General features: G+C 48.1%; 22 protein-coding genes. 15 read left to right on the top strand and 7 right to left on the bottom strand.

Translation table 11 applies throughout. The annotated features are described in order from the left end of the window. Positions 1–699: DUF2817 domain-containing protein (locus tag Q0V82_RS13435; protein WP_297576565.1), on the bottom strand; the 699-nt coding region annotated here is incomplete at its 3' end. Between the two features lie 504 nt (positions 700–1,203). Then, positions 1,204–1,851, bottom strand: a complete 648-nt coding sequence (locus Q0V82_RS13430; protein WP_297576564.1) for a thioredoxin domain-containing protein — start codon at positions 1,849–1,851, stop codon at positions 1,204–1,206. 499 nt (positions 1,852–2,350) lie between these two features. Between Q0V82_RS13430 and Q0V82_RS13425 the strand changes: the two genes are divergently transcribed. From Q0V82_RS13425 to Q0V82_RS13395, 7 genes are all read left to right on the top strand, one after another. Continuing rightward, positions 2,351–3,754 carry an MFS transporter gene (locus Q0V82_RS13425; RefSeq protein ID WP_297576563.1) on the top strand — a complete coding sequence of 468 codons (1,404 nt, stop codon included), beginning with the start codon at positions 2,351–2,353 and terminating at the stop codon, positions 3,752–3,754. Between the two features lie 107 nt (positions 3,755–3,861). After that, the gene (locus tag Q0V82_RS13420) at positions 3,862–7,551 is read left to right on the top strand and encodes a nitrate reductase subunit alpha (RefSeq protein ID WP_297576561.1); all 3,690 of its coding nucleotides are present in this window, start codon (positions 3,862–3,864) and stop codon (positions 7,549–7,551) included. 10 nt (positions 7,552–7,561) lie between these two features. After that, on the top strand, positions 7,562–9,115 hold the full coding sequence (narH, locus tag Q0V82_RS13415) for a nitrate reductase subunit beta (protein ID WP_297576559.1): 1,554 nt from the start codon (positions 7,562–7,564) through the stop codon (positions 9,113–9,115). A gap of 9 nt (positions 9,116–9,124) precedes the next feature. After that, positions 9,125–9,799 (top strand): nitrate reductase molybdenum cofactor assembly chaperone, encoded by a 675-nt coding sequence (gene narJ / locus Q0V82_RS13410; protein WP_297576557.1) that lies wholly within the window; start codon positions 9,125–9,127, stop codon positions 9,797–9,799. A gap of 2 nt (positions 9,800–9,801) precedes the next feature. Beyond that, entirely contained in the window at positions 9,802–10,488 is a 687-nt protein-coding gene (narI, locus tag Q0V82_RS13405; RefSeq protein WP_297576555.1) for a respiratory nitrate reductase subunit gamma, read from the top strand. Positions 10,489–10,558: 70 nt separating this feature from the next. Continuing rightward, the gene (locus Q0V82_RS13400; protein ID WP_297576553.1) at positions 10,559–11,299 is read left to right on the top strand and encodes a peptidylprolyl isomerase; all 741 of its coding nucleotides are present in this window, start codon (positions 10,559–10,561) and stop codon (positions 11,297–11,299) included. Positions 11,300–11,686: 387 nt separating this feature from the next. Beyond that, positions 11,687–12,295: a histidine phosphatase family protein gene (locus Q0V82_RS13395; RefSeq protein WP_297576551.1), complete on the top strand. Its 609-nt coding sequence runs from the start codon at positions 11,687–11,689 to the stop codon at positions 12,293–12,295. A gap of 75 nt (positions 12,296–12,370) precedes the next feature. On the opposite strand, the gene Q0V82_RS13390 is transcribed toward Q0V82_RS13395, so the two are convergent. Continuing rightward, on the bottom strand, positions 12,371–13,789 hold the full coding sequence (locus tag Q0V82_RS13390) for a DUF2252 domain-containing protein (RefSeq protein WP_297576549.1): 1,419 nt from the start codon (positions 13,787–13,789) through the stop codon (positions 12,371–12,373). 41 nt (positions 13,790–13,830) lie between these two features. Beyond that, positions 13,831–14,205 (bottom strand): helix-turn-helix transcriptional regulator, encoded by a 375-nt coding sequence (locus Q0V82_RS13385; protein WP_297576547.1) that lies wholly within the window; start codon positions 14,203–14,205, stop codon positions 13,831–13,833. Between the two features lie 227 nt (positions 14,206–14,432). Here Q0V82_RS13385 and Q0V82_RS13380 point away from each other — a divergent pair, with 227 nt between their 5' ends. From Q0V82_RS13380 to arsJ, 3 genes are all read left to right on the top strand, one after another. Next, positions 14,433–15,455, top strand: coding sequence for an ArsJ-associated glyceraldehyde-3-phosphate dehydrogenase (locus Q0V82_RS13380; protein WP_297576545.1), 1,023 nt, complete (start codon positions 14,433–14,435; stop codon positions 15,453–15,455). 109 nt (positions 15,456–15,564) lie between these two features. Continuing rightward, positions 15,565–16,074, top strand: coding sequence for a GNAT family N-acetyltransferase (locus Q0V82_RS13375; RefSeq protein ID WP_297576543.1), 510 nt, complete (start codon positions 15,565–15,567; stop codon positions 16,072–16,074). A gap of 68 nt (positions 16,075–16,142) precedes the next feature. Then, positions 16,143–17,396, top strand: a complete 1,254-nt coding sequence (gene arsJ, locus Q0V82_RS13370; protein WP_297576541.1) for an organoarsenical effux MFS transporter ArsJ — start codon at positions 16,143–16,145, stop codon at positions 17,394–17,396. 135 nt (positions 17,397–17,531) lie between these two features. Here arsJ and Q0V82_RS13365 read toward each other — a convergent pair whose 3' ends face one another. Next, positions 17,532–18,512 carry a LysR family transcriptional regulator gene (locus Q0V82_RS13365; protein WP_297576539.1) on the bottom strand — a complete coding sequence of 327 codons (981 nt, stop codon included), beginning with the start codon at positions 18,510–18,512 and terminating at the stop codon, positions 17,532–17,534. A 37-nt stretch (positions 18,513–18,549) separates the two neighbouring features. On the opposite strand from Q0V82_RS13365, the gene Q0V82_RS13360 reads away from it, so the two are divergent. From Q0V82_RS13360 to thrH, 3 genes are read left to right on the top strand one after another with little or no spacing between them, the layout of a single operon-like run. Then, a complete protein-coding gene (locus Q0V82_RS13360) occupies positions 18,550–18,756 on the top strand; it encodes a hypothetical protein (protein WP_297576538.1) in 207 nt (68 codons plus the stop codon). Further along, positions 18,749–19,366 (top strand): LysE family translocator, encoded by a 618-nt coding sequence (locus tag Q0V82_RS13355; protein WP_297576536.1) that lies wholly within the window; start codon positions 18,749–18,751, stop codon positions 19,364–19,366. Before Q0V82_RS13360 ends, Q0V82_RS13355 begins: the two co-directional genes overlap by 8 nt. Next, positions 19,366–19,980 carry a bifunctional phosphoserine phosphatase/homoserine phosphotransferase ThrH gene (gene thrH, locus Q0V82_RS13350; protein WP_297576534.1) on the top strand — a complete coding sequence of 205 codons (615 nt, stop codon included), beginning with the start codon at positions 19,366–19,368 and terminating at the stop codon, positions 19,978–19,980. The genes Q0V82_RS13355 and thrH overlap by 1 nt, the downstream gene beginning before the upstream one ends. A 355-nt stretch (positions 19,981–20,335) precedes the next feature. Here thrH and glmS read toward each other — a convergent pair whose 3' ends face one another. Continuing rightward, positions 20,336–22,159, bottom strand: a complete 1,824-nt coding sequence (glmS, locus tag Q0V82_RS13345; protein WP_297576532.1) for a glutamine--fructose-6-phosphate transaminase (isomerizing) — start codon at positions 22,157–22,159, stop codon at positions 20,336–20,338. A 167-nt stretch (positions 22,160–22,326) separates the two neighbouring features. Between glmS and Q0V82_RS13340 the strand changes: the two genes are divergently transcribed. Continuing rightward, positions 22,327–22,626 carry a hypothetical protein gene (locus Q0V82_RS13340; protein WP_226764490.1) on the top strand — a complete coding sequence of 100 codons (300 nt, stop codon included), beginning with the start codon at positions 22,327–22,329 and terminating at the stop codon, positions 22,624–22,626. A gap of 124 nt (positions 22,627–22,750) precedes the next feature. Next, positions 22,751–23,848: an AI-2E family transporter gene (locus Q0V82_RS13335; protein WP_297576529.1), complete on the top strand. Its 1,098-nt coding sequence runs from the start codon at positions 22,751–22,753 to the stop codon at positions 23,846–23,848. A gap of 72 nt (positions 23,849–23,920) precedes the next feature. Here the strand turns inward: Q0V82_RS13335 and Q0V82_RS13330 are convergent. Next, on the bottom strand, positions 23,921–24,499 hold a 579-nt coding region (locus Q0V82_RS13330), incomplete at its 5' end, for a glycine zipper 2TM domain-containing protein (protein ID WP_308445225.1).

Genomic DNA, 24,499 nt, shown 5'->3' with positions numbered 1-24,499 from the left:
GTACTGCCGCGCTTGCGGCTCAATCACATAGGGGTGGTGCGGATAGCACTGGTTTAACAGCTGTTGCAGTGCGTAGACTTCGGCCAATTGCGGCATGGGCTGGCGCGTAGCGGCGTAGGGAAACCAGATTCGATCTCGTAGCCCAAAGCCTGAATGGCAATCTAAGGCAATGCTTAGCGGGCTAGTTAGCAATTGTTCTTGGACTACCGCGCAAAGCGCTTGGTTTTCGCTTTCCATTGCCGCGCCCGCTAGCCCGCGAAACCAAGGCAAATGGCGGCTGATGCGATGGCCGCCGACTAAAAACGCCGCAGGGCCATCGGCATCCATCGGGGCATTACGCATTAAATCGACGCCATTGCCATTGGCGCGGCGGCTCAGCGCCATGCCGATGGGGTTGATAATCGGCATAAACACCATGCGTAGCGATTCAAGCTGATATTGCAGGCTGCGATCCCATTTGAGCCTTTGTAAAAGGCTATGCAAAAAGGCGATTAAAATCTGGCTACCAATACGCTCTAAGCCATGCACCCCGCCAAAAAAACCAATCACCGGCGCGGCCGGATCGTGTGAGCCCAGTTGCAAACTATATAGCGGGAATGAATGCTGCTGATACGTCACGCTGCCGTGTTGCTGAGTGCGTAGTTGGGGGCCGGCGCTGGCAATGATTTTTTCGAGTGCGGCAAGTTCAGCAAGGTACAAAATAAAGACTCAGTGGGCAAGAGAATAAACTGAGTGTAGTGCTTGATTAAAAAAACACACGGTATATCGCGCTAGCACTGATCTGATATGGGCTAGATAAAGATACTTGTCATTTAAATTTCATATTCCGGCCGCAAGGCTAGGGTCTGTTGACGTTGGGTTTGCTGTCGCGCTGGAGCGATTTTCGCGGCAGATCAAGGCATTTTATGCGACCAATAACCCGTTATTCGAGCATGAAATAACGCAGAGATGCCGCGAAAAGCGCCCAGCCCTTAGGGTTTGGCTGCTTTTGGCCTGACACTGCGTTGAAAAACGCTTGCATAGAATGACTATGCCACGCGTCTTTCGCCTTGTTTCAGGCCAAAATCAGCACAAACGCGATCCGTAAACCCAACATCAACAGACCCTAGGGTCTGTTGATGTTGGGTTTACCGCCGCTGCTGACGCGTTTTTCGCGGCGAATCAAGGCGTAGTCAGCGACGCATGGTGCAAAAAATGGAACACTTAAGGATTAAGTGGCCATTGCAAAATCGTAGCTTTGAGCGTTTTGGCATCCGTCATCCCGCCCATCATTTTGCTGCCGATGAGTAAGCTGGGCGTGGCAAATACCCGTAATTGCTGCCCGAGCTGCACGCTGGCTTTGAGCGCTGCAGGTTCGGCTAAACCCAGTAAATGCTGGGTTTGGGTACGCTGCGCGATGTCGTTGATGGCTTGTTGCGTGATGGGAATGGGCGATTGCATTAAGGCTTGATGAACTGGCCCATATTGCGCGCGCGCCGATTGCCAAACCTGCAGCGTGTAGTTGGCGGCGCTGGCGCTGCTATCGGCCATCATGGTTTGCCATTTTAAAACAAAGCGTGCCTTGGGCCATTCTTGGGCCACTTGCTGCAGTAGTGCATCCATTTTGCGGCAGTAGGGGCAATTAAAATCAGTAAACACCAACACCGTACGTGGCGCAGTGGCTGCGCCAATCACCGGATCGGCGGCGTTGAAGTAGATCGCAGGGTCTTGCTCGATAGCCATTTGGCGTACTTGCGCTAAAAAAATCACGCGGCGACGATTCGCTTCAGCCTGCATGTCTTGCAAGGATGATTGCGCCCAAACCGTGGTCGGTAATGTACTGAGTAAAGCTAAAAAAGTGCGACGCTGCATAAACCCTTTGGACGATCCATGATCGACAACAAAACAACCAGCATTTGATTTTAACGCGTTGAATGCACTAAAAGTACGGTTTGCCAGATCAATTTGCAGCGTGCACAGGTCGGCCAACGCATGCTGCCTACGTCCTCTCACTCTCGCCGTCGCGCGAGCACAAAGCCAATGCCACAAACGCGGCTGGTCAACCCAGCGTCAACAGACCCTAGCAACAAAGAGGTAGTTAGTATTATTTACGATGCTATTTTGACGGCGTATGTTTAATCTTTGTTTTGTTGATGTAAGTGTTGATTGTTTTTTGTTTGTTATTTATTGTTTTGTTCTTACTTGGTTCTTTTGTTTGTGCTGTTTTTGTGCATTTAAAAGCTGCTTAGCGATCGCCATTGGTCAAGCTAAATCACATCGTGCGCTTGAAATGAAAGCAAATGCGAGCTACTGATGAGTCTGGGCATCATTTGCTGACGAGCTAAAATCAAATCGAAAAAAGGGGATAAAAATGGCTAAAGCAGGGCTGTTGCAACGATGGGAACCAGAAAACCCAGTTTTTTGGCAATCAGAAGGCCAGTCGATCGCCAAGCGTAATCTTTGGATTTCAATTCCCTGCCTGACCTTGGGTTTTGTAATTTCGGTGTTATGGAGCATGGTCACCCTCGATCTGCCCAATGCGGGATTTACCTTTAGCAAAGAACAGCTCTTTTTATTGACCGCTTTGCCGCAATTGTCCGGCGCCACACTGCGTATTTTTTATTCATTTATGCCGTCCTTAGTGGGTGGGCGTAAATGGACCACGATTTCAACCGGCTTGCTGCTGGTTCCTGCCTTATGGCTTGGTTTTGCCGTTCAAGATCCAAGCACTTCTTATCCAGTCATGCTCACCATTGCCTTGCTATGTGGTTTAGGTAGCGGCAATTTCGCCAGCTCGATGGCCAATATTGCGTATTTTTTTCCAACCGCACAAAAGGGCTCAGCCAATGGCTTGAATGCTGGCTTTGGTAATCTGGGCGTGTCTCTGGCGCAATTATTGATTCCTTTGGCGGTGACTTTGCCTTTGATGGGCGTTTTTGGCGGCGAAGCGCAAACCTACTTAAAAGACGGGGTGTCGCATCAATTGTGGCTACAAAATGCCGGGTTTATGTGGGTGCCTTTGATTGCGATTGCAACGATAGCCGCTTGGTTTGGTATGAATGATATTGCCGATGCGCGCGCTTCATTTGCTGAGCAAGCAGTGATTTTTAAACGGCAACACAATTGGATTATGTGTGTTTTGTATTTAGGTACATTTGGTAGTTTTATCGGCTTTGCGGGTGCTTTTGCCTTGCTGACCAAGACAATGTTTCCTGAAATCAGTGTAAAAACCTATGCATTTTTGGGGCCTTTAATTGGCGCTTTGATTCGTCCGGTTGGCGGCGCAGTTTCCGATAAATTAGGCGGCGCTAAAGTCACTGCGGCGGTGTTTTTTGGCATGGTCATCGCAGTCTTAGGTGTGCTGTATTTCTTGCCCACACATGATGCGGCTGGGCAATTAGTCGGCGGTAGTTGGACTGGGTTTTTTGCGATGTTTTTGTGCTTGTTTACGTTGACCGGCATCGGCAATGGTTCAACTTACAAAATGATTCCAACTATTTTTGCCACGGTATGCCGACGTGAAGCGCAAGGCAAAGGCGATGCGGCCATTGAGCAATCTAGATTAGATGGCTTAAAAGAATCTGCGGCAGCGGCGGGTTTTATTAGCGCAATTGGTGCTTATGGTGGCTTTTTTATTCCGCAAAGCTTTGGGCTTTCGATGAAAAACACCGGCGGCCCCGAAGTCGCTCTGTATTGTTTTATTGTGTTTTATGTGCTGTGTTTATGCATTACTTGGTTTTTTTATGCCCGAAAAAATGCACCGCTACCTTGCTAATTCACGGCATTAAATTATCCGGCCAGCCTTTTATGCTGACCAAGAATTAAGGTGTTCAGTTCAAGCTGTAATGCCTATCACACTGACTGCTGTATGTTGGAGGGTCCATGAGTAATTTTTTAGATCGTTTGAAATTCTTAAGTCGTACTCGAGAAACTTTTGCCGATGGCTATGGCGCAGTCGTTGTTGAAGATCGTGAATGGGAAGATGCTTATCGTGCCCGGTGGCAACAAGATAAAGTCGTGCGCTCTACCCATGGTGTGAATTGCACGGGATCCTGTAGCTGGCGCGTTTATGTAAAAAACGGCTTGATTACGTGGGAGCTGCAGCAAACCGATTACCCACGTACTCGCCCTGATTTACCCAATCATGAGCCTCGCGGCTGCCCACGGGGTGCTTCGTATTCTTGGTATGTGTATTCAGCCCAGCGCCTTAAATATCCAATGATTCGGGGGCGATTAGTCAAAATGTGGCGCGAGGCGCGCAAAACCATGTCGCCAATCGCCGCTTGGGAGTACATCAGCCAAAATCCTGAACGAGCAAAAGCCTATAAATCAATCCGTGGTTTAGGTGGTTTTGTTCGTGCAACGTGGGATGAGGCCACCGAAATCATCGCCGCATCGCAAACCTATACCATCAAAGAATTTGGTCCGGATCGGGTGGTCGGTTTTTCACCGATTCCAGCGATGTCGATGGTGTCGTATGCCGCAGGTAGTCGTTACTTGAGTTTGATCGGTGGGGTCTGCCTATCTTTTTATGATTGGTATTGCGATTTGCCGCCAGCTAGCCCGCAGGTTTGGGGCGAACAAACCGATGTGCCAGAATCGGCCGATTGGTATAACTCAACTTACTTGATGGTCTGGGGCTCGAATGTACCCATGACGCGCACGCCCGACGCGCATTTTTATACCGAGGTTCGCTACAAAGGGACTAAAACGGTTGCTGTTTCGAGTGATTTTGGTGAAATGGCCAAATTTGGCGATATTTGGTTAGCGCCGAAACAAGGTACTGATGCCGCCCTCGCAATGGCGATGGGGCATGTGATTTTGAATGAATTTCACAAAACAGGTAAAAGCGCTTACTTTAAATCTTACGGTAAGCAATACACCGACTTCCCGATGTTGGTGATGCTTAAAGATCATGGTCAAGGATGGGTGGGTGATCATTATCTACGTGCATCGCATTTATCTGAGCATGAAAGCACCAATAATCCAGATTGGAAAACACTACTGATTGATGAAAACACCGGTGAGATTGTCATTCCAAATGGCACAATTGGTTTGCGTTGGGGCGAGACAGGCGAGCAAATTGGCAAATGGAATCTCGAATTAAAAGCCACATCAGGCTTAGAGATTGATCCATTGCTCTCGCTTAAAGATAAGTCGGATGAAATCGTAAGCGTTGGGTTTCCTTATTTTGGCAGCGAGCATGGTGAAGTTTTGCAAAGGAATGTACCGGTTAAACGGGTCACCTTAAAAGACGGTAGCAGCGTTTTGGTGGCAACGGTGTATGACTTAATGCTGGCCAATTACGGGGTGGATAATGGCCATGGCGGTGAAAATGTCGCTCTCTCTTACAATATGGATATTCCATATACGCCTAAATGGCAGGAAAAACACACTGGTGTTAAAGCCATTGATGTAGAAGTTGTGGCACGTGAATTTGCTGATAATGCCGATAAAACCCAAGGTAAGAGTATGGTGATTGTTGGTGCCGCGCTCAATCACTGGTATCACATGGATATGACGTATCGCGGCATTATTAATTTATTGATGATGTGTGGCTGTATCGGTCAAAGCGGTGGCGGTTGGGCGCATTATGTTGGGCAAGAAAAGCTCCGCCCACAACAAGGCTGGGCGCCTCTGGCTTTTGCTGGCGATTGGACTCGGCCACCGCGACAAATGAATGGCACGAGTTTCTTTTATGCGCACACCAGCCAATGGCGGCATGAAAAGCTGGCTGTCGATGAAATCGTCAGCCCTACAACGGCAAAATCTGAGTTCGACGGGATGTCGTTAATTGATTTTAATGCCAAATCGGAACGTATGGGCTGGCTGCCTTCTGCGCCGCAATTAGAAACCAATCCTTTTGAAGTGACTCGCGCCGCCAAAGAGGCTGGGCAAGATCCTGTGGCGTATGCTGTTGAAAATATGCAGTCTGGCGCATTAAAAATGTCATGCGATGATCCAGATAATCCGCGTAATTTCCCTCGCAATATGATGGTTTGGCGCTCTAATATCTTGGGCTCATCGGGCAAGGGGCATGAGTATTTTCTTAAGTATTTATTGGGTACTCAAAACGCTTTGTTTGATGACGAAGCGACCGGGATTAAACCGTCAGAAGTCAAAATTCGTCCTGCCGTGGAAGGTAAGCTCGATTTATTGACGGTGCTTGATTTTAGAATGAGCACGACGTGTTTGTACGCCGATATCGTACTGCCAACGGCAACGTGGTATGAAAAAGACGATATGAATACGTCAGATATGCATCCCTTTATCCATCCACTTTCAGAAGCCGTGCAGCCACTTTGGCAGGCAAAAAGTGACTGGGAAATATACAAGTTACTTGCCAAACGCTTTACCGAAATGGCGGGGCCTGAGCTAGGGATACAAAAAGATTTGGTGCTGACGCCGCTGATGCACGATACCCCGAGTGAGTTGGGGCAGGCATTTGCGCCTAAAGATTGGAAGCATGGGGAATGTGATTTAATTCCGGGTAAAACCGCGCCACAAATGACGGTGGTTGAGCGCGATTACGCACGAATTTATGAAAAATTCACCACGATTGGCCCCTTATTGAGTCAATTAGGCAATGGCGGCAAGGGTATTGCTTGGCAAACCGGAAAAGAAGTTGAGCAACTTTTGCAGCTCAACGGCAAAGCTGAAAATGGACAGCCCAAATTAGAAACAGCGATCGATGCTGCCGAGATGATTTTGAGCCTCGCACCCGAAACCAACGGCCATGTTGCAGTCAAAGCGTGGGAAGCTTTAGGCAAAATCACCGGGCGAGATCACCGGCATCTTGCATTGCCGCGTGAGCATGACACCATTCGTTTCCGTGATATTCAGGCGCAACCGCGAAAAATTATTTCCAGTCCAACATGGTCAGGCATTGAGTCTGAAGAAGTGAGTTACAACGCAGGCTACACCAATGTGCATGAGTTAATCCCATGGCGCACGCTGACGGGCCGTCAGCAGTTTTATCAAGATCATCGCTGGATGATTGATTTTGGTGAAGGGTTTGCCGTGTATAAGCCCGCGATTGATTTAAAAACCACCGCCAGCATGTTGGGTAAAAAACCCAACGGTGAAACAGAAATCACCCTTAATTTCATTACGCCACACCAAAAATGGGGGATTCATTCATCGTATTCCGATAATTTGCGGATGCTCACTTTAAGTCGCGGCGGTCCGCATATTTGGTTGTCTGAAGGCGATGCCAAGCGAGCGGGAATTGTCGATAACGATTGGCTTGAGGTCTTTAACGTCAACGGTACATTAACCGCCAGAGCGGTCGTTAGCCAACGGGTGCCAGATGGGATGACGATGATGTATCACGCGCAAGAAAAAATCATCAATGTGCCAGGCGCTGAAATGTCGGGTAAGCGGGGCGGTATTCATAATTCAGTGACGCGAGTGGTGATGAAACCAACGCATATGATCGGTGGCTATGCCCAATTGGCTTACGGCTTTAATTATTACGGCACAGTGGGGAGTAATCGTGACGAGTTCGTGATTATTCGTAAAATGAAAAATGTTGATTGGTTAGAACAGCCACTCAATAAAGTTGAGGCGTGAGGAGATCGTTATGAAAATTCGTGCTCAAGTAGCGATGGTCCTTAACCTTGATAAATGTATTGGTTGCCATACCTGTTCGATCACTTGTAAGAATGTGTGGACTAGCCGCGATGGTGTTGAATATGCTTGGTTTAATAATGTAGAAACCAAGCCTGGGATTGGTTACCCCAAAGAATGGGAAAACCAAAGTAAGTGGAAAGGGGGTTGGCAGCGCAATGCCAAAGGTAAGCTTGAACCGCGTCAAGGTGGGAAATTACGCATCCTCGCCAATATTTTTGCCAACCCAAACTTGCCAGCGATTGACGATTATTACGAACCATTCACCTACGATTACGAGCATTTGCAAAATGCGCCAGAGATGCAAACGCCGCCAACGGCTCGCCCGATTTCGGTGTTGACTGGCAAAAAAATGGACAAAATCGAATGGGGGCCCAATTGGGAGGACGATCTAGGCGGCGAGTTTTCAAAACGCAGTAAAGATCAGCTGTTTAAAGATATCGAAAAAGAAATGTATTCGACATTTGAAAACACTTTCATTATGTATTTGCCGCGTTTATGTGAGCATTGCTTAAACCCGGCTTGTGTCGCTTCATGCCCATCGGGTTCTATTTATAAGCGCGAAGACGATGGCATTGTCTTGGTCGACCAAGATAAATGCCGTGGTTGGCGGATGTGTATTTCGGGCTGCCCTTATAAGAAAATTTATTACAACTGGGATTCAGGTAAAGCGGAGAAATGTACGTTTTGCTACCCTCGGATTGAAAGCGGCCAGCCAACAGTCTGTTCTGAGTCATGTGTTGGCCGGATTCGATATTTAGGTGTTTTGCTCTATGACGCCGATCAAATTGAGGCGGCTGCCAGCGTTGCTAATGAACAAGATTTGTATGAAGCACAGCTTAAAATCTTCCTCGACCCTAATTTACCTTCGGTGATTGAAGAAGCGCGCAAGCAAGGTATTTCTGATTCGTGGCTCGACGCAGCCAAACGATCGCCAGTGTATAAAATGGCGGTTGAGTGGAAAGTGGCATTTCCATTACATCCGGAATATCGCACTTTGCCGATGGTATGGTATATCCCACCTTTATCGCCAATTCAAGCGGCGGCCGAACGTGGCGTTTTAGGCCGCAATGGGATTTTGCCCGATGTGAAAGAATTGCGAATTCCGGTGAAATATTTGGCCAATTTACTCACTGCGGGGGACGAAAAACCGGTGTTATCTGCGCTGGATAAAATGCTCGCGATGCGTGCTTATATGCGCAGTAAAACCGTGGATAAAGTCGACAATTTGGAGGTGCTAAAACAAGTTGGGCTAACGCAAGCACAAGTCGATGACATGTACCAAATCATGGCCATTGCCAATTATGAAGATCGCTTTGTGATTCCATCGAGCCATAAAGAAGTCGTTGAAGATAGCTTTAATGAAAAAGGCAGTTGTGGCTTTACGTTTGGTAATGGCTGCTCGACGGGCGTTTCTTCCGGGACTTTATTTGGCAAGAAAAAAGAAGGGTCGATTATTTTTGTCGAGATGCCAAAATCACGAAAAAAATCAACTCAAGAAGAATAGGGGGTATCTATGCGAAGCTATCAAATACTATCGGCTTTACTGCAATACCCCGAGAGTGCCTTGCTAGAGGCTTTGCCTGAGATTCATGCAGAGCTACAGCATTGCTCGACTGAGGTCCGTACTTCGATTACGCCGCTTTTGGCTTATTTGGCGCAGCATGATTTGATTGAACTGCAAGAAAATTATGTTGCGACTTTTGATCGTAATCGAACCTGTAGTTTGCATTTATTTGAGCATGTGTATGGTGAAAGCCGAGAGCGGGGTCCGGCAATGGTGAGCTTGATGCAGGAATATACCAATCACAATTTTTTGGTGGTTGCCGATGAGTTGCCGGATTTTTTACCCATGTTTCTCGAGTTTTTGGGTCAAACGGATGAAGCGACATGCGCTGAGTTTTTAGGTGAATCGATTCATGTGATCGCACGAATTGGTGACAAACTCGGAGAAGGAAATAGTCCCTATCACGGTGTATTTACGGCTTTACGCAGCTTAACAGACGTTGAGCCTTTGCCATTGGCAGAGCCACCAGTTCGAGATATGGATGAGGTGATGGAGCAATTTGGTAGTGGGGTGGACGGCATTGAACCACTGCTTAGCCCAAGTTTAAGTCATCAGGCAACAACGCAAACGATTCAGTTTTATCCACGTACGGCTGCCCCCGCTGGCGCCTCACAAGGAGCTTGAAGATGGACTACCTTCAATATTTTATTTTTGGTATTTATCCTTATATCGCGCTGACTATTTTTCTTTTGGGCTCTTTAGTTCGTTTTGAGCGCGAGCAATACACTTGGCGATCCGAATCAACACAAATGATTCATCGTGGGCAATTGCGCTTAGGTTCAAACCTCTTTCATATCGGGATTATTGGTGTGTTTTTGGGGCATTTGGGCGGCCTACTCACGCCGATGGTGGTGTGGCAAGCCTTGGGGGTGACCCACGAAGCAAAACAAATCTTGGCGATGACGGCAGGGGGGATTTTAGGCGGCTTAGGAATTATTGGCCTGCTGATTTTGCTCTATCGCCGTTTTAGCAATGAGCGTTTGGCTGCGATGACACCAATGCGAGATAAAGTGCTATTGCTGTGGTTATTAGTGACGTTAGGCTTGGGATTGTTGACGATTCCTTTGTCGATGGCGCATTTAAACGGCGATATGATGGTGATGTTTATGGAATGGGCGCAGCGTATTGTGACCTTTCGTGGTGACGCCGCACCTTTTGTCATTGGTTCTCCTTTGGTGTTTCAGCTGCATATTTTCTTTGGAATGACCTTTTTTATTATTTTTCCATTTACTCGTATGGTGCATGTCTGGAGTGGTTTTGCCAGTGTGACTTATTTAGGACGAGCTTGGCAGTTGGTGCGCCCACGCGCTTAAATTGCACGACAACATGATCACGGCGAACTGAGTTCGCCGTTTTTATTGACTAATGAATAAGGAAATAGCGATGGGAATCTCGGTAAATGGGGTGGATATTACGGATGCTTCGATTCAATTAGAGCATCAAGCTCAGCCGGAAAAAACACTCGATGAGGTGGTCAAAGAGGTGATTTTACGGGCCGTTTTACTGCAAGAAGCGCAAAAATTAGCCATTGAAGGTCAAGATGATGATGAAGTCATAGGTAATTTATTAGAGCGCCAAGTCAAAGTGCCGCAGGCGGATGCCGCCAGTTGTTTGCAATGGTATGAACAGCACCCAACGGCATTTGTGCAGGGCGAATTAATGACGGCCAGTCATATTTTATTTCAAGTGAATGAAACGGTTCCTTTGGAATTACTCCGGGACAAGGCTGAATCTATTTTGGCGGATATTTTGCAGAACCCAGCATCGTTTGAACAATGCGCGAGGCAGTATTCAAATTGCCCATCGGGTCAGGTGGGCGGCAGTTTAGGGCAGTTTTCGCGCGGCGAAATGGTGCCTGAATTTGATAAAGTGGTGTTTGCGCTACAAGCGGGAGAAATTTCACCGCGCTTATTAGAAACGCGATTTGGTTTACATATCTTACGTTGTGAGCACAAGCTGCTTGGCAAAAGATTAGACTTTGCGATGGTACAAAATAAAATCGCGCAGTATTTACACGAAGCGGCGACTCGGCAGGGGATGAACCACTATTTGCAGCAAAAAGTGAGGGCGGCAAAGATAGAAGGATTTGATCTCGCAGGCGCTGATTCGGTGCTCATGCAATAAAGGTTTGCCTTATTAGGTTTGTGCTTCAGAAAAGCGGCGTAGCAGCGGGTTTGCCCACGAAGGTTTTTTTATTTAGCTCGCATTCGCTGGCGAGCCCGCGCCGACAAATACGCGATTTTTATGGGTTTTTGCAGTAAACACATCATCAGCTAGGTTTAAAAATCATGCGGCATTGGCGGCATATTGAATTTGTCGGATATTTTCGGGGTATCGAATTTTGCGCAAAATATCAGGCTAAATAATGATTGGTATTACGATGCAAGGCTTTAGAATTATGCTTGGCAGGTCAATACGTAGTGGGTGTATTGTCAAACGCTGGTGTTATTCCCTTGGGCTTTCTAGTTAAAAGGTTTTACACTTTGTCCCTTTTGAGACTAGGGGTTTTTGATGTCACGTACCATCTATTTGCTACGGCATGGACAAACCAAATTGAATCTCGAACGTCGCATGCAAGGGCATTGTGACTCCGCGCTGACTGAACTGGGTGTGGCGCAAGCGCGAGCGATGGGGGCGACTTTACGGGCAGAATTGGGCTCGCTGGACAACTGGCCAGTGTTCGCTAGTCCACTGGGCAGAGCCATGCAGACTGCAGAACTGGTTTGCGCCGAGCTTGGCTTAGCCAGTCGCAGTATTCAACCAGAACCTCGTTTGATTGAAGTTGGTTTTGGTGAATGGGAGCAGCAACAAGTTCAAACCTTGCATACGCAATATCCTCATCTAGCCACGCTACCGGATTGGTATTTTCAAGCGCCCGGTTGTGAGCCCTATGCCGATGTGGTGCAACGACTGGAAAACTGGTTGGCCGATGACACCTTGCCGGACCAGCTCATTGTGGTGGCACATGGCTTGTTAGGGCGCATTTTACGGGGAATTTATGCCCAATTATCGCCCGCAGCGCTTTGGGCGCAAGATATGCCACAAGATGCGTTTTTCCGCTTGCAAAATGGCAGTCTGACTCGCATTGAGTGCCTGCCCTTGCCAGTCGCTACTGTCTAAAGTGCAGGAACGCCGCTGTAAATTAAACCCAAGCGAGGCGCTTTCGCTTGGGTTGTTGCTGGATCAAGTGCCGCGCTAGGTGCTTGGGTTGCTGATGCTACTGACAAAATCGGCTTCAGATTGTGCTTGGAGTCGGCCACTTTTGCAGGCGGCTTGAAATAGCGCGTAATCGCGTTCGCTTTGATCGGCATAGTTGCGCGCATAACGCATCATGGTCATGGCAAATTCATCATCTTCACCTAAATAGCCAGCGATTTCGCCGGCAAACCCTCCGCTGCGCGCATGTGCCCGAGCCAGCACCCAGCCGCATAACTCACCGTACAGCGTCATCATTGATGGGGTGTAGCTATCGATGGCAGGGGAGATCTTCATATCGCGCAATTGGCGGAAGTAAAAATGATGGTTGCCGGCGCTAGACCAGCCCAAAAAGATATCACTAAACGCCTGCATCAAGCGCTTACCAACCACCACACGCTGCCCTTCATTGCGATACGGTGATACACCGCTGGGTACGTACGGCGCGAGCACCGAAGGACGCGCTTCTTTGATTTGCAAAAACAGGGGCTTGTCTTGCTCATCGGTCATCAGTAAGGCCAAGCAACGTGTACCGACACTGCCCACGCCGACGACTTTGCAAGCCAGATCTTGCATCGTAAAACGGGATAATAATTGCCGGTGGCTGATGCTGATGGTTTCTTGATACTCACTAAAAAGTTGCTGAGCCAATGCTTGGCGATTACCCAGTAAAATTTCACGCTCTTGCGCACCAAAAATGCAGTTTTCCCCAAAAATATGAAATAAAGCCGGTAATTCATCGTTAATTTGCCAGCGGCCATCCACCTTGCTACTAATTTTGGGCAGTAAACGTTCGTGGGTGCGCTTTTGGGCGCGCTTCATTTCTTTGCTTAGCTGCTTACGTGCGTCTTGGTCGGTGATATTGGCCAATAGTCGCTCATAGCTAATTTGGTCATACCAAATTTGCATCGCCCCTTGTTCGGCGTATTGCGCCATCCAATGCTGATAACTACGCACCAAACGATAGATGGTTTCATCGGCTGCAGCGGCAGAAAACCCAGAACTACGTGAAGCCAAAACAAAGCTGGCCGCCAAGCGTTTGATATCCCATTCCCAAGGCCCCGGGTGGGTTTCATCAAAATCATTCAGATCAAATAACAGCGTGCGCTCGGGCGAAGCAAAGCCACCAAAGTTAGCTAAATGCGCATCACCACAAATTTGCTGAATGATGCCGCTGTAGGGTGTGCTCGCTAAATCATGCGCTTGCAGCATGGCTGAGCCACGAAAAAAGGTAAATGGCGACACCAGCATTCGGCCATAGCGCAGTGGGACTAAGCGCTCGATTCGGCCTTGGCTACTGGCCACTAACAGTTCGAGCGGATCACGTTCAATATTGCCTAAAGTCGCATGCGCGGCAATCGGCGCGGTTTGACGTCGTGCCTGTCCTTTGCTGAGTTGCTGTTGCAGTGCATTGAGCATAATGACAAATCCCAAATGAATTGCCGCTTAGTTTATCAGCTTCACGGCAGGGACTCTGTAGGCATATCGCCTGCCAACGATTTGTCGTCGTTGACGCAAGGCAGTGATGAGGCGGGAAAGCATTGCTTTGGCTGGCCGTCGCAACATGCCTCGGTCAGGTAAGCAATCAAATCTTGCATAATCGCCAAATCAGCCCGATAGCGCATATAGCGACCTTCTTGCTCGACAGTCAGAATTTTGGCCTGAGTCATAGCTTTAAGATGAAACGACATATTGCTCGCCGGCAAACCGAGCTCGGTCGCAATCTCTCCAGCCACCATGCCGGTATGGCCTTGGCGCACCAATAAACGATAGGTGTCCAAACGAATACCCGATGAAAGTGACTCAAAAATAGTCGTTGCAATTAATTTTTCCATAATTCAACTATACAATAATGTTTGAAATATTGTATTGTTATTCTTCACTGTCGCCATCCAGTTGTTGACGGTTGGCGGATGCAAAACAAAATAGCCCGCACAGCAAGCATCAAATCAGTGGCGATCAAGGACTAAATTCTGTGCTTAAAATGCGGTTTTTGCGGAACGCCTTTTGAGTAAACCCAACGTCAACAGACCTTATTAAAATTATTTATATCGAGAACACGATGTCAATTAAAGTAGGCATTAACGGCTTTGGCCGCATGGGACGTTTAACACTGCGCGCGGCTTGGGGCTGGCCAGAGATTGAATTTGTCCAGATCAACGATCCTGCTGGCGATGCGGCAACGTTGGCGCATTTGCTCAACTTCGACTCAGTGCATGGCCGCTGGGCACATGAAGCGGGCACGGACGGCGACGACATTGTGATTGCTGATGCGTCTAATAAAATCGCACGCATCAAAACCACCCGCAACAAAGCCATCAGCGAAACAGATTGGTCGGGCTGCGATGTGGTCATCGAAGCATCGGGCAAAATGCGCACCACCGCGCTATTGCAAGCTTACTTAGATCAGGGTGTGAAACGCGTCGTTGTCACCGCGCCAGTGAAAGAAGCGGGCGTACTCAATGTCGTTGTCGGTGTGAATAATCATTTGTTTGATCCCACCATTCACCGCATCGTCACTGCCGCTAGCTGCACCACCAACTGCCTCGCGCCCGTAGTGAAAGTGATTCACGAGCAGATCGGCATTCGCCACGGCAGCATGACGACGATTCACGACCTGACCAACACCCAAACCATCATCGATGCGCCGCATAAAGACCTGCGCCGCGCGCGCGCCTGCGGCACCAGTTTAATCCCAACGTCGACCGGTTCGGCCACTGCGATCACTGAGATTTTTCCCGAGCTCAAAGGCCGCCTCAACGGCCACGCCGTGCGCGTGCCGCTGACCAATGCCTCACTCACCGATTGCGTATTCGAGCTAGAGCGCGCCACCACGGTGGAAGAAGTCAATGGCCTACTGAAAACCGCATCAGAAACGTATTTGAAAGACATTCTGGGTTATGAAGAACGGCCATTGGTATCGATCGACTACCGAGGCGACGCCAGATCATCGATCATCGACGCGCTGTCCACCATGGTCATTAACGGCACGCAACTCAAACTCTACGCGTGGTACGACAATGAATGGGGCTATGTGAATCGCACTGCGGAGTTGGTGCGGCAGGTGGGTTTGACCGATAAATAGGATCTAAGAGTGGTATTGCTGCATAGCCATTATTTTACATTACTTATATGGCAATACCTTCATAACTATTCGGCAAGCAAACTCTAAAAATTTAATGAAAGAGCAATCCATGAACATTCGTCGTCTTAACTCTGCTGATGCGATGGCATATCAAGCCTTACGATTAGCAGGCTTACAGGAAAGCCCCTCCGCTTTTGGTTCAAGTTATGCAGAAGAAAAAGATCGCGCGATAACATGCATCGAAGAGCAACTCGCAGCAAAAACAGATCGTGGATTATTTGGTGCTTTTAATGGTGATGATTTAATCGCTGTGGTTGCGCTGGGGCGAGAAAATGTGCAAAAGCTTTCGCACAAAGGCATTATTTATACGATGTATGTACAGCCTGAATATAGAAACAAAGGCATCGCTCGCGCGCTTTTATTCGAGAGCCTGACTTTGGCTCGCTCTGTGCCACAGCTAATGCAGCTCAATCTTTGTGTGAATTCAATGAATACAAAAGCAATTCGTTTATATGAGTCGCTTGGTTTTAAGGCATTTGGTCATGAAATCAATGCTTTGTTCGTTGATGGTGAAATGCATGATGAAATTCATATGTCACTTTGCCTACATGAAAAATAATTGGGTATTTGGCTGTAGCTATTACTAAGAAATACCTACATGGCAATACATCACTAATTGGATTACTCATGCTTGCCACGCTTTCCCCCCAAATTCGCCAATACCTCATCATCACCGGCAACTACTGGGCGTTTACGCTCACCGATGGGGCGCTGCGGATGTTGGTGGTGCTGCATTTTCATCAGCTGGGTTTTTCTCCGCTCAATATCGCGCTGCTGTTTTTGTTTTATGAGATTTTTGGCGTGATCACCAATCTGGTCGGTGGCTGGTTGGGGGCGCGCATTGGCTTGAATAAGACGATGAATATCGGCCTTGGCCTGCAAGTGATTGCGCTGCTGGCGCTGACGGTGCCAACGGCGATGCTCACTGTGCCGTGGGTGATGGCGGCGCAGGCGCTGTCGGGGATTGCCAAAGATTTGAATAAAATGAGCGCCAAGAGCGGCATCAAGACACTGCTGCCTGCGGGCGTCGCTAGTAGCAAAACGCAGGTGCCAGCCGGCGAAGTGGCTTATGAAAGCCGGCTGTATCAATGGGTGGCGCTGCTGACGGGTTCGAAAAATGCGCTCAAAGGCGTGGGGTTTTTCTTGGGCGGCGTGTTACTTGCCACTTTGGGCTTTGCCGGTGCAATGTGGGCGATGGCCGGCGTGTTATTGCTGGTGTGGATTGCCAGTCTGCTGAGTCTGAAATCCGATTTGGGCAAGGCAAAAAACAAGCCCAAATTTGGCGATATTTTTTCCAGTAGCCGTGCGGTGAATATTTTGTCAGCAGCGCGGTTGTTCTTGTTTGGCGCGCGCGATGTGTGGTTTGTCGTGGCATTGCCCGTATTCATGGCCACGACTTTAGGCTGGGCCGATTGGGCTGTCGGTACATTCTTTGCCTGCTGGGTGATTGGCTACGGCATGGTGCAATCGATTGCGCCGTATTTCACCGGCAAAAAATCTGGCAAAGTCCCCGATGGCCGCGCCGCGATGCTGTGGGCGATCCCGCTCGCTGTATTAACTGCGGGTATTGCCTTGGGCGTTAGTCTGGGTAATGGCTTGGCGGTCATACTCATTGGTGGCCTGTTGTTATTTGGTGTGCTGTTTGCGATCAATTCATCATTACACAGCTATTTGATTGTCAGCTACGCCAAAGAGGACGGCGCATCGCTCGACGTTGGTTTTTACTATATGGCCAATGCGATGGGGCGACTCATCGGCACCGTGTTGTCGGGCTGGGTCTACCAAAGCGCGGGCTTGGCGGCGTGCCTGTGGATATCGACGGCATTTATTGCCTTAGCCGCGCTGATATCATTGGGCTTACCTCGGCATGTCACCGTTTAAATGATGCGGTGTGCTGCTAAATATGGACACTAACGGTAGCGAAAAAACCTAAGGAAAATAATTTTTTAGATGTCCGTTAAGACCGAGAGCGGCCAATACCAAAACTTAAAATATGAAAGGCCCTAGAAAAAAGTATTAAACCGGCATGTCAGTGATCTGACCCCGTAGCCAGCGAAGAAAAGCACTCCGGCGTGCATCGTTATGAATGGGGACATCCGATAATAAAAAATAGGCAGAACCATCCTCGATAAAACCATGCGGAGCAATCAATCGTTTACTACTCAATTCCTCCTGCACCATTAAAAACGAGCTGATCGCCACGCCTAAGCCAGCACAAGCAGCTTGCAGGCTTAAGTAGAAGTGCTCATAGTTTTGATTTCTACTGCTATTCACCGCAGAATTATTGATCCTGTCCCACTGATTCCACGCACCACTTCTTGTCGCCGTGTGCAATCGTTGTTGCACCGAGAAATCGTCGGTCAGATATAAAGATTCGATGCAAACAGGGCCGATCCGCTCATCGCATATTTTTTCGGCATACAGTTCGGCGTCCCAGCTAAAGTCATTTCGACGTAGCGCTAAATCAACGCCACTACGACGAAAATCAATCGCCCCTCCAGCCGCAAATAGGTGAAGCTGTATCTCGGGATGTTGTCGATAAAAATCGCCAAGCCGCGGAATTAGCCATTTCATCGAGATCGTCGGCTCGCATGATAAAACTAACGGACTCAAACTTTGCGGTTGATGCAACGACTCAATCGCCCGATTGAGCTGGGCAAATGCTTGTTGCGTGGCGAGGCACAATTCAGCGCCTTCCTTAGTGAGAAACACCGCTCGATTCCTACGTTCAAAGAGAGCGAGCCCCAGAGCGTCTTCTAGCAAGCGGATCTGCCGACTCACTGCGCCATGCGTGAGATGTAGCTCTTCGGCCGCGCTCACAAAGCTCCCCAGTCTTGCCGCCGACTCAAAAAAACGCAATGCATTTAAAGATGGGAGTCTTTTCATTTGTGTCAGTTTTTCTATCCAAAGATGGAAAGTATAAATCGTTTTTTGTGAAAGCAAAATACAGGCATGATTCTTGGAAGGGCGCGGCATCATGCTTCGCGGTTTATTCATGTGACTCAATGATTTAAAGGCGATTTAAAGGCAGATTATGCAAGCATTGGTAAACGAAGGTCGAATTAAGAGTAATTTAAATAGCGAACTTGAAAGTTTATGCAATCAAATAGCAAGTAAAGATTTTTGTTTTCTTCCTGTAAATCAAGTAATGAATTTTTTACAGAAAGAGGCTGCCCAAACCATTAATGATATCCATTTAGATGAAAAAACATTAATGCAACAAGGAGATAGGCATGAATGAACTCATTGCTGTGGCTTTAATAACACTCCTAGCAACGATAAGTCCTGGACCTGATTTTGCCATGGTAACGCGAAACAGCTATTTATATGGGCGAAAACCAGGCGTTTTAGCCGCCCTTGGAATCGGGCTTGGGGTTCAAGTTCATGTGTTGTACACAATTTTTGGAGTCGGATTAATTATTGCACATTCAGCATTATTGTTTAACTGTATAAAAATAGTAGGGGCAATATATTTAATTTACATCGGTTGGAAAACCTTTATGAATAAAGCGAAGCTGGTCATTGACCTGCAAAGCCAAGGTAAAGTTTCAGGGTTTAATATGTTTTGTAATGGATTTCTTACCAATGCACTAAATCCAAAAACAACATTGTTTGTAGTTAGCACGTATACACAAGTGGTTCATGCCGAGACGCCAATGATAGTGCAATTTGCTTACGGACTATTTATGTCTATAACGCATTTTTTGTGGTTTTCTTTGGTAGCGACATTTTTTTCTCAATATGCTTTTCGCTCACGAGTAGTTGATTACCAATCGGTGGTAGATAAAGTGATTGGTTCAGTTTTAATGGGGCTCGGAGTTTCTCTCGCTTTAGCTAATATGGTGCGCTGATGAAAATAGCATGTATTGATATGGAAGGGGTGCTCGCACCTGAAATGTGGCCTTATATTGGACGCATTGCAAAAATTGACGAGTTAAATATAACAACGCGTGAAGAACCTGACTACCTGCGTTTAATGCAGTTGCGTATTAGCCTTTTAAAGAAGCACGGACTTAAACTGACGGATATTCAGGATATTGTAACTAATATGCCGTTATTGGAAGGGGCTTCCGATTTTATTGCTCAATTACATAAAAATTTTCGTGTCATTATTATTTCTGATGCTTTTATCGAGCTAATTGATCATTTCGTTCAGCAACTAGGGCATCCTGAGGTCGAATGCCATCGTTTGATCTGTGATTCGGATGGTTTTATTGAGCGCTGCCATTTTTTAGCTCGGAAAGGGAAAGAGGAAAGCGTGGCAAAATTCCAAACATCAGGCTGCCAAGTCCTTGCTGTTGGTGATGCATTTAATGATTTGGCCATGCTACGTACAGCTGAGATGGGCTTACTTTTTCAGCCATCGGAACAAACCCAGCAAGCCGCGCCAGACTTGCAGGTTGTCAGAAGTTACGCGGAAGTGTTGCAGCTCATTCCTACACTGAATGCAAGCCTCATCGCTTAGGTGTATTAAACTTTATTCCAACTTACCTGGCCGCTTTTGCCGTGGTGCTGATACCAAAGCTTAAAATATCAAAGGCCGCCAACCATCAGGTAGCGGCCTTTGACATTTTCAAGCCTGTGTATCGATACTTTGACTCAGATTCGACGTATTTCAGTTGTTTCTAAATTTTCTGTGATGCTTGATGAAAGAATGTTAAGTGCAACTCATCTGAACAGACTTTATTTCTTCGGATCAACCTAAACTAGGTATGCCCGTTGATTTTAAAAGACCTGTTTTTAGCAAGCTTTTCGACGGACTTTATTTGGCTCCGACGGACTTTATTTTCCCTAACTATCATTTATTTCTGTCTGTAAAATTACTCTACAGTGACGCTCTTGGCTAAATTTCTCGGCTTATCGACGTCGGTGCCTTTGCGGCAGGCGGTGTGGTAGGCCAAAAATTGTAGTGGTAGGGTGAAGACAATCGGGGCGAGTGGGCCGGTTTGGCTCGGTAGGGTAATGGTGCGATGGCAGTAGTCAAAGGCGGCTTCGCAGCCGGGCTCGGCGATTAAAAAAATCTTGCCGCCACGCGCTTGGACTTCGCGTAGGTTAGACAGTAATTTATCAAATAGCGCATCATTGGCGGCACAAACAATGACCGGCATCTCTTCGTCCACCAAGGCCAGGGGCCCGTGTTTGAGTTCGCCTGCGGCGTAGCCTTCGGCGTGGATATAAGCGATTTCTTTGAGCTTGAGTGCACCTTCTAGCGCGATAGGAAATAGCGTATGCCGACCTAAAAATAGCGCATGGTTATAGTGGCTTAGTTCGTGCGCCCATTCTTCTAGCGCGGTTTCTAGGGGGAAAATATCAGTGAACATGGCAGGCAAGCGGGGTAGGCAATTGGCCAGCTCAGTTAATTCTGCTTGGGTTAAGGTTTGGCGGCAGTGGGCCAGTGTGCCGGCCAGGGTAAATAGCGCGGCCAGCTGGGTGGTGAATGCTTTGGTAGATGCAACGCCAATTTCAATGCCAGCGTGGGTGAGCGCGACCAGGTCAGCTTCGCGGGTGAGGGTGGAGTGGGCGACATTGCATAGCGCCAAAATATGCACTTGGCCGCGCTCTTTGGCTGAGCGAAGTGCGGCGAGTAAATCGGCGGTTTCTCCTGATTGGGAGATCGCGATAATCAAGCTGCCATCTTGTTCTTTGCCGCTGCGATAGCGATATTCACTGGCAATATCGACGCTGACGGGTAGGCCGGTGTATTCCTCAATCCAGTAACGCGCCACAAGTCCGGCATGGTAGCTTGAGCCGCAAGCGACGATACGAATTGCGCTGGTTTTGTTGAATATTTCATGCGCATTGCTGCCAAATAGCTCGGGAGAAAATCCGTGTTTGAGCGCGGCAGCAAGCGTGTCGGCGAGCGCGACTGGTTGGGCAAAAATTTCTTTTTGCATGTAGTGGCGGTATGGGCCTAAATCGGCAGAATCGGTGACCACGTCGAGGGTGCGTGCAGGGCGATCGGCGGCTTGGCCTTGTCGATCAAAGATCTGAATGCCGGCGGTGTTTAGTATTGCTAAATCGCCTTCTTCTAGATAAATCATGCGCTGGGTGAGGGGCAATAGGGCGGCGATGTCGGATGCAAAAAACTGTTCTTCAAAACCAAGCCCTAAGACCAAGGGGCTGCCTTGTCGGGCACAAATCAAGGTATTGGGCTCAATGGCGCTGGCAACGCCGATGGCGAATGCGCCGCGCAGTCGAGCGATACTGGTTTGGACCGCAGCTAAAAGATGCGGGCTGTGTTGTAAATTAAAATGAATTAGATGGGCGATGGCTTCGGTATCGGTTTCCGAACTAAATACATAGCCAGCGGCTTGGAGCTCGAGCTTGAGTTCGGCGTGATTTTCAATAATGCCGTTATGCACCACCATAATCGAGTCACCACCCAGGTGAGGGTGGGCGTTGGCTTCTGATGGAATGCCGTGGGTGGCCCAGCGAGTATGGGCAATGCCGCTTTGCCCGCTGGCGCTTTGGCAGCGCTCGACTAAATCGGCGACTCGGCCCGCAACACGAATGCGTTCTAACTGCTGATCGCCATTGAGTGCGATGCCGCTGGAGTCATAACCACGATACTCGAGTCGAGCAAGACCGGCCAATAACATTGGAACGACATTTCGATTTGATACTGCGCCAACAATTCCGCACATAAATTGATTTCTCCGAATGGTGCATTGCATCAATGAAATGTAAAATAAATCACATGCCTTGTCGCTATTGGAATACCCCTAGTCCGAGTACCGTTTGACGGATTGGCCGACATTACCAGAGCATGCTCACTAAAGTGAAGCAAATGCTTGGATCAAAGAGGTTTGCAATGACAATTCAATTGCTTTCGTTAGGTGTGATTGGCGTGCGTTTGCTCGATTGTATTTTAAATTCTAGAGCAATTTATCCTGATGAATTAGCCGATCAAATTGTAAATGAAATTAATCATTATTTGGTGAGCGCGCCAATGCGCGAAAAACCATTATTATTTCATTTGGCCTGCGAAGTGCATGAGGCATTGAGTGACCGTTTTGGCCGAGTGGATTCTTTGCAAGTGAAACGAGATATTAGCAATATGATGGGCTTGTTGATTTACCGCGCTCGGGTGACGGCCAATCAAGGGCGATAATTTAAATTGAATGTCGTTTAAAAACGATCCATCTTACGATGGGTCGTTTTTTTATTGCCGATCACGACAGGTGATGGCTTTTTAGATTATGCTTAGCCCACTTTACTTATTGAGCTTACACGCTATGAAAAACAAAACAGCGGATTTTGTTGAGCCTTTGGTTGCATTGGCAGTGATATGTTTGTTGTCATTGACGATTTTTTCGATTGTTCGCCCTTTTTTGGCGGCCACTTTGTGGGCCGGTATTTTGGTGATTAGCACTTGGCGGCCGTATCTTTTTTTGGTGAAGTGTCTGCGCGGTCGACGCGCGCTGGCTGCCGTGGCGATGATTTCGGCTTTATGTTGTTTTATTTTGCTGCCGATTGTATTGGCGGCGAGTGATTTTTCTAGTGCCGCATCATCTTGGGGTATTGAGCTGCATGCGGCATTTGGCGAGGGCTGGCCAGCATTACCCCAGTGGTTAGTTTCTTTACCGCTGGCTGGTAATTATATTGATCAGTTTTGGACCAAGTTAGGTGCCAAAGATGCAGAGACATTAACTTCATTTCGCAGCTATATCGCCCCTGCATCGCAGCTATTGCTGTTGCTGGCCAAAGAGATTGGCAGTGGCATGATGTTGTTGGTGATGAGTTTGTTTATTTCGTTTTTTATTTATATGGGTGGCGAAGATTTATTGGCGTGGATTCGCGGCTTTGTTGAGCGACTCGCTGGAGAGCGCAGTATCGAATTATTGGGTATTTCTTTGGCGTCGACCAAGGGGGTGGTCTACGGCTTTATGGGAACGGCCGTGGTGCAGGCGGTGTTGGCATGGTTTGCGTTTTTTATTTCTGGCGTGCCGAATGCGGCATCACTGGGTTTTGCGAGTTTTATCCTAGCGTTAATGCCGTTTGGTCCTTCTTTGATCGGTTTGCCGGCGGCGGCATGGCTGTATTATCACGGTGAAGTGGGCTGGTCGATTTTTATGGTGTTGTGGATGTTGTTCGTGGTGGGGTCGGCCGATAATGTGATTAAACCTTTGTTGATTGGCAAAGGCAGTTCGCTACCGTTTATTTTGATTTTCTTTGGTGTGCTCGGCGGTGCTTTAGCGTTTGGCATGTTGGGCGTCTTTATTGGCCCAGTGTTGTTGACGGTTTTTTATGAATTAGCGCGGAGCTGGATTTTTTATCCGCAACGTTTGCCGCCAGCAACGGTCACCACCTTGCCCGATGAGTCGAAAGAATAAATAGACAGCACAAAAAAACCGCAAAATAGTTTGCGGTTTTTTTTCGGTTAATTTCTCTATTGCTGCGATGTTTTAGTATGCAACTAACTCACCGTTGATTAATTTAACCTGCTGGCCTACTTGGAGTGCTGGCAGTTGTGGGTATTGAATGGTGCGCGTGCTGCCATCGGCAAACTGGGCGGTGACTTCATAATGGGTTTGGGTGTTGACGCGTTGTTCAACTTGATTGCCAATCAGTGCGCCACCGATAGCGCCTAAAATTCGGGCGGCGGTTTTACCGTTGCCTTTGCCGATTTGATTGCCGATCACGCCGCCAGCTACGCCGCCGAGCAATGCGCCAGCGGCCGAGCCTTCGCCATCGGTTTGAATGGTTTCAATATGGGTAATTTGCCCGCAATTGGGGCAGCTTACCGCGCTATTGCTGGTGGGTACTTTACTCCAAACGAGGTCAGGGGCAACAGGGACCGGCGTTGGTTTTGGGATGTATTTGGGTTTTTTGCTAGGCGTCGGCGTTGGGGTTGGTGACGGTGTTGGACTTGCGGTCGGTGTCGGTGTTGGTGTCGGTGTCGGTGTCGGTGTTGCGGTCAGGGTTGGCGTTGGGCTTGCGGTTGCAGTACTGCTGGCTATCAGCGCGGGGGCACTGGCGCTAGG

The organism is uncultured Deefgea sp. (assembly GCF_947072475.1).
GTDB lineage: Bacteria > Pseudomonadota > Gammaproteobacteria > Burkholderiales > Chitinibacteraceae > Deefgea.
Note: the sequence above shows the minus strand (reverse complement) of the source record. Positions and strands in the feature narration are given on the sequence as shown.

What these genes read in the sequence shown, in the direction of transcription:
- Q0V82_RS13385 (WP_297576547.1), bottom strand. Translation starts at nt 14,205, where the DNA reads ATGGAAAAATTAATTGCAACGACTATTTTTGAGTCACTTTCATCGGGT.
- narJ (WP_297576557.1), top strand. Translation starts at nt 9,125, where the DNA reads ATGCGAAGCTATCAAATACTATCGGCTTTACTGCAATACCCCGAGAGT.
- Q0V82_RS13420 (WP_297576561.1), top strand. Translation starts at nt 3,862, where the DNA reads ATGAGTAATTTTTTAGATCGTTTGAAATTCTTAAGTCGTACTCGAGAA.
- Q0V82_RS13360 (WP_297576538.1), top strand. Translation starts at nt 18,550, where the DNA reads ATGCAAGCATTGGTAAACGAAGGTCGAATTAAGAGTAATTTAAATAGC.
- Q0V82_RS13425 (WP_297576563.1), top strand. Translation starts at nt 2,351, where the DNA reads ATGGCTAAAGCAGGGCTGTTGCAACGATGGGAACCAGAAAACCCAGTT.
- Q0V82_RS13430 (WP_297576564.1), bottom strand. Translation starts at nt 1,851, where the DNA reads ATGCAGCGTCGCACTTTTTTAGCTTTACTCAGTACATTACCGACCACG.
- glmS (WP_297576532.1), bottom strand. Translation starts at nt 22,159, where the DNA reads ATGTGCGGAATTGTTGGCGCAGTATCAAATCGAAATGTCGTTCCAATG.
- Q0V82_RS13380 (WP_297576545.1), top strand. Translation starts at nt 14,433, where the DNA reads ATGTCAATTAAAGTAGGCATTAACGGCTTTGGCCGCATGGGACGTTTA.
- narH (WP_297576559.1), top strand. Translation starts at nt 7,562, where the DNA reads ATGAAAATTCGTGCTCAAGTAGCGATGGTCCTTAACCTTGATAAATGT.
- Q0V82_RS13395 (WP_297576551.1), top strand. Translation starts at nt 11,687, where the DNA reads ATGTCACGTACCATCTATTTGCTACGGCATGGACAAACCAAATTGAAT.
- Q0V82_RS13375 (WP_297576543.1), top strand. Translation starts at nt 15,565, where the DNA reads ATGAACATTCGTCGTCTTAACTCTGCTGATGCGATGGCATATCAAGCC.
- Q0V82_RS13365 (WP_297576539.1), bottom strand. Translation starts at nt 18,512, where the DNA reads ATGAATAAACCGCGAAGCATGATGCCGCGCCCTTCCAAGAATCATGCC.
- narI (WP_297576555.1), top strand. Translation starts at nt 9,802, where the DNA reads ATGGACTACCTTCAATATTTTATTTTTGGTATTTATCCTTATATCGCG.
- Q0V82_RS13335 (WP_297576529.1), top strand. Translation starts at nt 22,751, where the DNA reads ATGAAAAACAAAACAGCGGATTTTGTTGAGCCTTTGGTTGCATTGGCA.
- arsJ (WP_297576541.1), top strand. Translation starts at nt 16,143, where the DNA reads ATGCTTGCCACGCTTTCCCCCCAAATTCGCCAATACCTCATCATCACC.
- Q0V82_RS13400 (WP_297576553.1), top strand. Translation starts at nt 10,559, where the DNA reads ATGGGAATCTCGGTAAATGGGGTGGATATTACGGATGCTTCGATTCAA.
- Q0V82_RS13340 (WP_226764490.1), top strand. Translation starts at nt 22,327, where the DNA reads ATGACAATTCAATTGCTTTCGTTAGGTGTGATTGGCGTGCGTTTGCTC.
- thrH (WP_297576534.1), top strand. Translation starts at nt 19,366, where the DNA reads ATGAAAATAGCATGTATTGATATGGAAGGGGTGCTCGCACCTGAAATG.
- Q0V82_RS13390 (WP_297576549.1), bottom strand. Translation starts at nt 13,789, where the DNA reads ATGCTCAATGCACTGCAACAGCAACTCAGCAAAGGACAGGCACGACGT.
- Q0V82_RS13355 (WP_297576536.1), top strand. Translation starts at nt 18,749, where the DNA reads ATGAATGAACTCATTGCTGTGGCTTTAATAACACTCCTAGCAACGATA.